The sequence below is a fragment of the Sphingomonas sp. genome, assembly GCF_035490575.1.
GTDB lineage: Bacteria > Pseudomonadota > Alphaproteobacteria > Sphingomonadales > Sphingomonadaceae > Sphingomonas.
This window is the reverse complement of sequence record NZ_DATJLI010000145.1, coordinates 39,649-47,401: the sequence shown is the minus strand read 5'-3', so window position 1 is coordinate 47,401 and position 7,753 is coordinate 39,649. Positions and strand designations below refer to the sequence as shown.

Below are 7,753 nucleotides of genomic sequence, written 5' to 3'. Positions count from 1 at the left end.
CGGCAAAGGTCACGCCGCAATCGACCATCAGCCATTTGCCGGCGGTGCCGTAGAGATTGACGTTCATGCCGATTTCGCCCGATCCGCCGAGCGCGACGAAAAGCAGTTCGTTCTTGGGTGTCACTGGGTTCCTGACTTTGGAAATGGGTTTGGCCGGTCGCAAGATGTGCGACGATATGCGGCACCACGATGTTTAAGGTTGGATATGGCGACGCTGCCACAGGATCGCCAGCCCCTGAATGGTGAGGTCTGGTTCGATGACATCGAACGCGTCGCTATGCTGTTCGAACAACACCGCCAGCCCGCCGGTCGCGATCACGCGCGCGGGCCGGCCGATTTCAGCGCGCATTCGCGCCACCAGCCCCTCGATCATGGCGACATAGCCCCAGAAGATGCCGATCTGCATCTGGCTGACCGTCGTGCGTCCGATCACGGTCGGCGTATCGGGCGCCTGAATGGCGATACGCGGCAGCTTGGCCGCCGCCCCCACCAGCGCGTCGAGCGACAGGTTGATGCCCGGCGCGATGATCCCGCCCTTATAGGCCCCCGAATAATCGGCGACGTCGAACGTGGTCGCGGTGCCGAAATCGACAATCACCAGATCGCCGTCATATTTTGCGTGGGCCGCAATCACGTTCAGCGCGCGATCGGCACCGACATTGTCCGGTTCGTCGACATCCAGCGCAATGCCCCACGGCAGGTCGCGGCCGGCGACCAGCGCAGGCGTGCCGAAATATTTCTGCGCCAGCACTTCCAGATTGTGCAGCGCGCGCGGCACGACGGTGCCGATCACCACTGCCTCCACGTCCTCACGCGAATAGCCCTCCAGCATCAGCAACTGGTTGAGCCAGACGACATATTCGTCGGCGGTGCGGCGCGGATCGGTGGCGATGCGCCAGCGCGCGCGAATGCTGCGGTCGGCATCGACCAGCGCGAAAACGACGTTGGTGTTCCCGGCATCGACCGCGAGCAGCATTTGGATAATCTCCGCGAACTTAAAGAAGGAACACGTCGCCTGCGTGGATGACACGCGCGCGCCCGTCCGCCAAGCGCAGGATGAGCGCGCCGTCACCATCCAGCCCTTCAAACAGGCCGGACACTGCTGCGCCGTCGGCTTCGTGCAGGCGAATGGGCGTGCCGTGGGGATGTGCCCGTTGCAGCCACGCCGCGCGCACGGCCGCCACGCCGCCGTGACGCCAGCGATCGACCCAACGCGCGACCGCCTCGACAAGCGTGTCCGCAAAGATCGCGGGCGATACGGTCCCACCCTGCGCTGCGATCGAAATGGTCGGGCGGTCCGGCAGATCGGGATGGTGCGCCAGATTGACGCCGATCCCGATCACAACCGCCTCATTGCTGCGTTCAAGCAGGATACCTGCCAGCTTTGCGCCGCCAAGCAACAGATCATTGGGCCATTTCAGCCGCAGGTCGCGTGCGTCGGGCAAAAAAGCGGCCACCACTTCGTGCAGCGCCACGCCCGCGATCAGCGACAGCGACGGTGCAGGCGGATCGCCGGGACGAAGCCGAACCAGCGCGCTGCCGTAAAAATTGCCTGCCGGGGACGACCATGTGCGCCCCTGTCGGCCCCGCCCCCCGGTCTGCCGTTCGGCGCAGAGCCATGTGCCCTCCGCCGCTCCGCTCGCGGCGAGCGCGAGCAGGTCGGCATTGGTCGAACCCGTTTCCCCGACGGATAGAATGCGGCTCAGAACAGCGCCCGTGCAGCCGTCAGGCTGGCGGCGCTGAGCGCCGGGATCAGCAGATAACCCAGTGGCGAGACAAACACCGCGCTGACGGCGATCAGGCCCTTTTCGACATGGCTGTCGCTCGGTGCAAAGGCCGGCGCCGCATCGTCGAAATACATCGTCTTGACGATCCGCAGATAATAATAGGCGCCGATCACCGACGCGGCGATGCCGATCACCGCCAGCGGGAACAGCCCGGCCTGAACCGCGGCGTCGAACACCGCGAACTTGGCATAGAAGCCGAACAGCGGCGGGATGCCCGCCAGGCTGAACATGAACATCGCCAGCGCCAGCGCCAGGGCCGGCCGCGTGCGCGACATGCCCGACAGGCTGGCGATATCCTCAACCGGCTGCCCGTCAGCGCCGCGCATCTGCAACACGACGAGGAAGCTGCCCAGCGTCATCACGACATAGATGACCATATAGGTTAGCACCGCCGCCACGCCCTGCTCGGTCGCGGCGGCAAGGCCGACCAGCGCAAAACCGACATTGTTGATCGACGAATAGGCCAGCAGGCGCTTGATGTTCTTCTGCCCGATCGCCGCGACCGCGCCGAGGATGATCGAGGCGAGTGCGGCAAAGATCACGATCTGGCGCCAGTCGGCCGATGCCGGTCCCATCGCCTCGATCGCGACGCGCAGCGCGAGCGCAACGGCGGCCACTTTCTGCGCGCTGGCGAAGCTGAGCGTCACCGGCGTCGGCGCGCCCTCATACACGTCGGGGGTCCACATGTGGAACGGCACCGCCGCGATCTTGAACGCCAGCCCCGCGAAGACGAACACCAGCCCGAACAGCAGCCCGGTCGAGGTGCCCGCGGCATAGGCGCTCGCGATGCCGGTATAGAGCGTGGTGCCCGAAAAGCCGTAAACCAGGCTGATGCCGTAGAGCAGGATGCCCGAGGCCAGTGCGCCGAGGATGAAGTATTTGAGGCCCGATTCGGCCGAACGCTGGTCACGCCGCATGAAGCTGGCGAGGACATAGGCCGCGAGACTCTGAAGCTCCAGGCCGACATAAAGCGTCAACAAGTCCGCCGCCGACACCATCATGCCCATGCCGACTGCCGCCAGCAGCATCAGCACCGGATATTCGGGCCGCAGGTCGTCGCCCGAGGTTTCGGCGAAGAAGCGCGGCGCGATCAGGATCGCGACGGCGCTGGCGATATAGATCAGCACCTTGGCAAAGGCGCCGAACGCATCGGCGCGCCACAGGCCGTCAAAGGCCATGCCTCCGCTGGAAGCGGGTCCGAACAACGCGATGCCCGCGCCCGCCAGCAAGGCCACGGACGCATAGCTGATCGCGCGGGTCGCGGCCTGACCGCCCCATGCCGCCGCGAGCATCAGCGCCAGGCTGCCCAGCGTCAGCACCAGTTCGGGCAGGATGAACAACATCTGTGTCGCGTAGGACATTAGTGGCCTCCGCCATGCGCGGGCGCTTCGGCAGCGGCGGCATGACCGCCCGCGCCGTCCCCGCCATGGGCCGTAACTTCTTCGACATGGGCGCGGTGCGCGGCGACGGCCTGCGGATTACCCGCAGTGGGTCGCGAATCGCCACCCGGATTGGCGCGGTCGATCCGCTCAAGCAGCGTGGTCACGTCGGCCCGCATCGGCGCGATGAAGCTTTCGGGATAGACACCCATCCACAACACCACCGCTGCGACAGGCGTGAGCAACGCCATCTCCCGCTTCGAAAGGTCGGGCATCACGCGTACATCGTCGGACTTGATCTCACCCCACACCACCCGGCGATAGAGGTAAAGCATATAGGCCGCGCCCAGAATGATGCCGGTGGTGCAGATCAACGTCATCCAGGTCGACACCTGATATGTGCCGGCAAGGCTCAAAAACTCACCTACGAACCCGCTGGTGCCCGGCAAGCCGATCGAGGCCATGGTGAACAACAGGAACAGGATGGCGTAACGCGGCATGTTGTTGGCCAACCCGCCATAGCGCGCGATCTCACGCGTGTGCAGCCGGTCATAGATGACGCCGACACACAGGAACAGCGCGCCCGACACCAGCCCGTGGCTGAGCATCACGATCATCGCGCCTTCCAGCCCCTGCTGATTGAAGGCGAACAGGCCGATCGTCACGATCGCCATATGCGCGACCGATGAATAGGCGATCAGCTTCTTCATGTCCGACTGTACCAGCGCGACGAGGCTGGTGTAAACGACCGCCACCGCCGACAGCCCCAGGATCAGCCACGCCAGTTCGCCCGATGCCTCAGGGAACATCGGCAGGCTGAAGCGCAGGAAGCCGTATCCGCCAAGCTTGAGCAACACGCCCGCCAGGATGACCGAACCCGCGGTCGGCGCCTGAACGTGCGCGTCGGGCAGCCAGGTATGGACCGGCCACATCGGCATCTTGACCGCGAACGACGCAAAAAAGGCCAGCCACAGCCATGTCTGCACCCCGCCGGGGAAGTCATAGGCCATCAGGTCGGGGATGAACGATGTGCCCGCCGTCACGCTCATATAGAGCATGGCGATGAACATCAGCACCGAACCCAGCAGCGTATACAGGAAGAACTTGTAGCTGGCGTAGATCCGGTTGGCGCCGCCCCAGATGCCAATGATGAGATACATCGGAATCAGGCCGGCTTCGAAGAACATATAGAACAGGAACAGGTCCTGCGCCGCGAAGGTGCCGATCATCAGCACTTCGACGCCCAGGAACAGCGCCATATATTCGGGCACGCGTTCCTCGATCGCTTCCCAGCTGGCGCCGATGCAGATCGGCATCAGGAACACGCTGAGCATGATGAGCATCAGCGCGAAGCCGTCGATGCCCAGCGCCCAGGCGAAGCGGCCGAAGACCGGCGCATATTCGGTGAACTGCCATTGCGGCGCCGACGGGCTGAGGTCGAAATTGGCCCAGAGCAGACAACCGAGCACAAAATCGACCAGCGTGGCAATCAGCGCGACCCAGCGCGCCATGTGCTTGTCGACAAACAGGCAGGCGACCGCCGCGATGAGCGGCACGGCCAGCATGACGGAGAGGATTGGAAAACCGTTCATGACCTCACCGCCCCGCAATGGCCCAGGTGACCGCGGCGGTAAGCCCGATCAGCATGACGAAGGCATAGGAATAGACATAACCTGACTGGACGCGCCCCGCGACCCGGCTGCCAAGCGAAACCAGCGCCGCCGAGCCGTTGGGGCCGAAGCGGTCGATGGTGCCCTCGTCCCCGGCCTTCCAGAACAGGCGGCCGAACGCGAAGGCGGGCTTGACGAAGAGCAGGTCGTAAAGCTCGTCAAAATACCATTTGTGGAGCAGGAACCGGTGCAGCACGCGGAACGTGTCCGCGAACTTCGCCGGAAAACCCGGACGGATGAGATAGGCATAGATCGCCGTCACCAACCCGATGACCATCACGATCGTCGCCGCCAGTTTCACGAACAGCGGCACTTCGTGCATCGCGTGCGAAAGCTCGGCATTGAAGAACAGCGATCCGTTCCAGAACGCCGCTTCCTCAAGGAAGGCGTGATGGAACGCCAGCCCGGCGCCCACCGCACCGATGGTCAGCACCAGCAGGGGCACCAGCATGACCAGCGGGCTTTCATGCGGGTGATAGCCCGCCGTGCCTTCAACCTCGGCATGACCGTGATCGTCATGGGCATGAGCCGCGTGCGCGACCGGGGCGTGGCCGGCATCTTCCTGCGCGGGCGCGTCATGATCGTGGCCATGGCCGTGATCGTCGTGCACCGCGTGCTGGATATGCTCGGACCCGGCCCAGCGCGGCTTGCCCCAGAAGGTCAGGAACATCAGCCGCCACGAATAGAAGCTGGTGAGCAGCGCCGCCAGCGTGCCGACCCAGAATGCGCCCTGGCCCGCGCCCGACGCCCAGGCTGCCTCAAGGATCGCGTCTTTCGAATGGAAGCCCGCGAACCCGCCGATGCCATAGATACCAACGCCGGTGATCGCCAGCGTGCCAGCCATCATCGTCCAGAAGGTGATCGGGATATGACGCCGCAGGCCGCCGTAGAAGCGCATATCCTGTTCATGGTGCATCGCATGGATGACCGAGCCGGCGCCCAGGAACAGCAGCGCCTTGAAAAAGGCGTGCGTGAACAGGTGGAACATCGCCGCACCATAAGCGCCGACGCCCGCCGCAACGAACATATACCCAAGCTGCGAGCAGGTCGAATAGGCGATGACGCGCTTGATGTCGGTCTGCACCGTGCCGATCGTCGCGGCGAAGATACAGGTCGCGGCGCCGATGCCGGTGACGACGGTCAGCGCGAATGGCGAGACCTCAAACATCGGCGACAGGCGGCACACCATGAACACGCCCGCCGTCACCATTGTCGCCGCGTGGATGAGCGCCGACACCGGGGTCGGCCCCTCCATCGCGTCAGGCAGCCAGGTATGCAGGCCAAGCTGCGCCGACTTGCCCATCGCACCGACGAACAGCAGCAGGCACAGCACCGTCATCGTATCAAGACGATAGCCCAGGAACCCGATGGTCGCGCCCGCCATCGACGGCGCAGCCTCGAGGATCGCCGGGATCGAGATCGTGCCGAACACCAGATAGGTGCCGAAAATGCCGAGCATGAAGCCCAGATCGCCGACGCGGTTGACGACGAACGCCTTGATCGCGGCGGCTTGCGCCGAGGGCTTTTTATACCAGAAGCCGATCAGCAGATAGCTGGCGAGGCCCACGCCTTCCCAGCCGAAGAACATCTGGATCAGGTTGTCGGCCGTCACCAGCATCAGCATGGCGAAGGTGAACAGCGACAGGTAGGCGAAGAAGCGCGGCTGATCGGGGTCCTCCGCCATATAGCCCCAGCTATACAGGTGGACGAGCGCCGAGACGGTCGTGATGACGATCAGCATGACAGCCGTCAGCGTGTCGACGCGCAGTGCCCACGCCGCCTCCATCGTGCCCGAACGGATGAAGTCGAGAACATGGGTGACTTCGGCTTCGCGACCGCCCGACAGGAAGCCGAGAAAAATCGCCCATGACAGCGCGCACGCCGCGAACAGCGCGGCCGTCGTGACGGACTTGGCCGCATAGTTGCCGATCGCGCGGTTGCCGAAGCCCGCGACGATTGCCGCGATCAGCGGCAGAAAGACGATTGCCTGGATCACCAGATGCTTACCCCTTCATCCGGTTGGCATCATCAACCGCGATATTGCCGCGGCCACGGAAGTAGATGACGAGAATGGCAAGGCCGATGGCGGCCTCGCCCGCCGCGACGGTCAGCACGAACATCGCGAACACCTGTCCCACCAGATCGCCGAGAAAGGCGGAAAAGGCGACGAGGTTGATGTTCACCGCCAGCAGGATCAACTCGATCGCCATCAGGATGACGATCAGGTTCTTGCGGTTGAGGAAAATCCCCATCACGCCCAGCGCGAACAAAATCGCTCCGACCGCCAGATAGTGGTTGAGACCAATCATAGCTCCACCCCCTGCCCGACGGGCTGATTAATGTTGCGGGTTGCGTCCTTTTGACGCCGCGCAACCTGCCGCCCTACATTCTGCTTGTGCACGCCCGTCCGGTCGCGATGCGTGAGCACGATCGCACCGATCATTGCGACCAGCAGGACCAGGCCGGCCCCTTCGAACACCAGCAGATAACGGGTGTAGAGCAGCCGCCCGATCGCCTCGATATTGGGGACCATCGTGTCGATCGGCGCGATGCGCGTCGACAATTCAATCCCGCCCGCGCTCCATGCGCCGACACCGATCATCAACTCGGCCGCAAGCGCGATCGCAAGGACGAGCCCAAGCGGCAGATACCGCACGAAGCCCGCGCGCAGTTCGGCAAAGTCGATGTCGAGCATCATGACGACGAACAGGAACAGCACCGCGACCGCGCCGACATAGACGATGACCAGCAGCATCGCGATGAACTCGGCGCCGACCAGCACCATCAGGCCCGCCGCATTGAAAAATGCCAGGATCAGCCAGAGCACGGAGTGCACCGGATTGCGCGCGGTGATGACCATCGCCGCCGACAGGACGACGATGGCCGCGAACAGATAGAAAGCGATTGCCTGGATCAA

The 7,753-nt window shown here is 64.0% G+C and carries 7 protein-coding genes; all 7 read right to left on the bottom strand.

The window, feature by feature from the left end:
- Positions 1 to 193: 193 nt before the first annotated feature.
- Genes VL973_RS10980 through VL973_RS10950 form a run of 7 tightly spaced genes read right to left on the bottom strand, consistent with a single transcriptional unit; the run spans position 194 to position 7,753 of the window.
- Complete coding sequence (locus VL973_RS10980) at positions 194 to 976, bottom strand: type III pantothenate kinase (protein WP_325284058.1); 783 nt, start codon at positions 974 to 976, stop codon at positions 194 to 196.
- A 19-nt stretch (positions 977 to 995) separates the two neighbouring features.
- A complete protein-coding gene (locus VL973_RS10975; RefSeq protein WP_325284062.1) occupies positions 996 to 1,697 on the bottom strand; it encodes a biotin--[acetyl-CoA-carboxylase] ligase in 702 nt (233 codons plus the stop codon).
- A 5-nt stretch (positions 1,698 to 1,702) separates the two neighbouring features.
- Positions 1,703 to 3,148, bottom strand: coding sequence for an NADH-quinone oxidoreductase subunit NuoN (gene nuoN / locus VL973_RS10970; protein ID WP_325284057.1), 1,446 nt, complete (start codon positions 3,146 to 3,148; stop codon positions 1,703 to 1,705).
- Entirely contained in the window at positions 3,148 to 4,758 is a 1,611-nt protein-coding gene (locus tag VL973_RS10965; protein ID WP_325284056.1) for an NADH-quinone oxidoreductase subunit M, read from the bottom strand. Before VL973_RS10965 ends, nuoN begins: the two co-directional genes overlap by 1 nt.
- Before the next feature lie 4 nt (positions 4,759 to 4,762).
- Entirely contained in the window at positions 4,763 to 6,832 is a 2,070-nt protein-coding gene (gene nuoL, locus VL973_RS10960) for an NADH-quinone oxidoreductase subunit L (protein WP_325284055.1), read from the bottom strand.
- 7 nt (positions 6,833 to 6,839) lie between these two features.
- Positions 6,840 to 7,145, bottom strand: coding sequence for an NADH-quinone oxidoreductase subunit NuoK (nuoK, locus tag VL973_RS10955; protein ID WP_325284054.1), 306 nt, complete (start codon positions 7,143 to 7,145; stop codon positions 6,840 to 6,842).
- Entirely contained in the window at positions 7,142 to 7,753 is a 612-nt protein-coding gene (locus VL973_RS10950; protein ID WP_325284053.1) for an NADH-quinone oxidoreductase subunit J, read from the bottom strand. The genes nuoK and VL973_RS10950 overlap by 4 nt, the downstream gene beginning before the upstream one ends.

What these genes read in the sequence shown, in the direction of transcription:
- VL973_RS10965 (WP_325284056.1), bottom strand. Translation starts at nt 4,758, where the DNA reads ATGAACGGTTTTCCAATCCTCTCCGTCATGCTGGCCGTGCCGCTCATC.
- nuoN (WP_325284057.1), bottom strand. Translation starts at nt 3,148, where the DNA reads ATGTCCTACGCGACACAGATGTTGTTCATCCTGCCCGAACTGGTGCTG.
- nuoK (WP_325284054.1), bottom strand. Translation starts at nt 7,145, where the DNA reads ATGATTGGTCTCAACCACTATCTGGCGGTCGGAGCGATTTTGTTCGCG.
- VL973_RS10980 (WP_325284058.1), bottom strand. Translation starts at nt 976, where the DNA reads ATGCTGCTCGCGGTCGATGCCGGGAACACCAACGTCGTTTTCGCGCTG.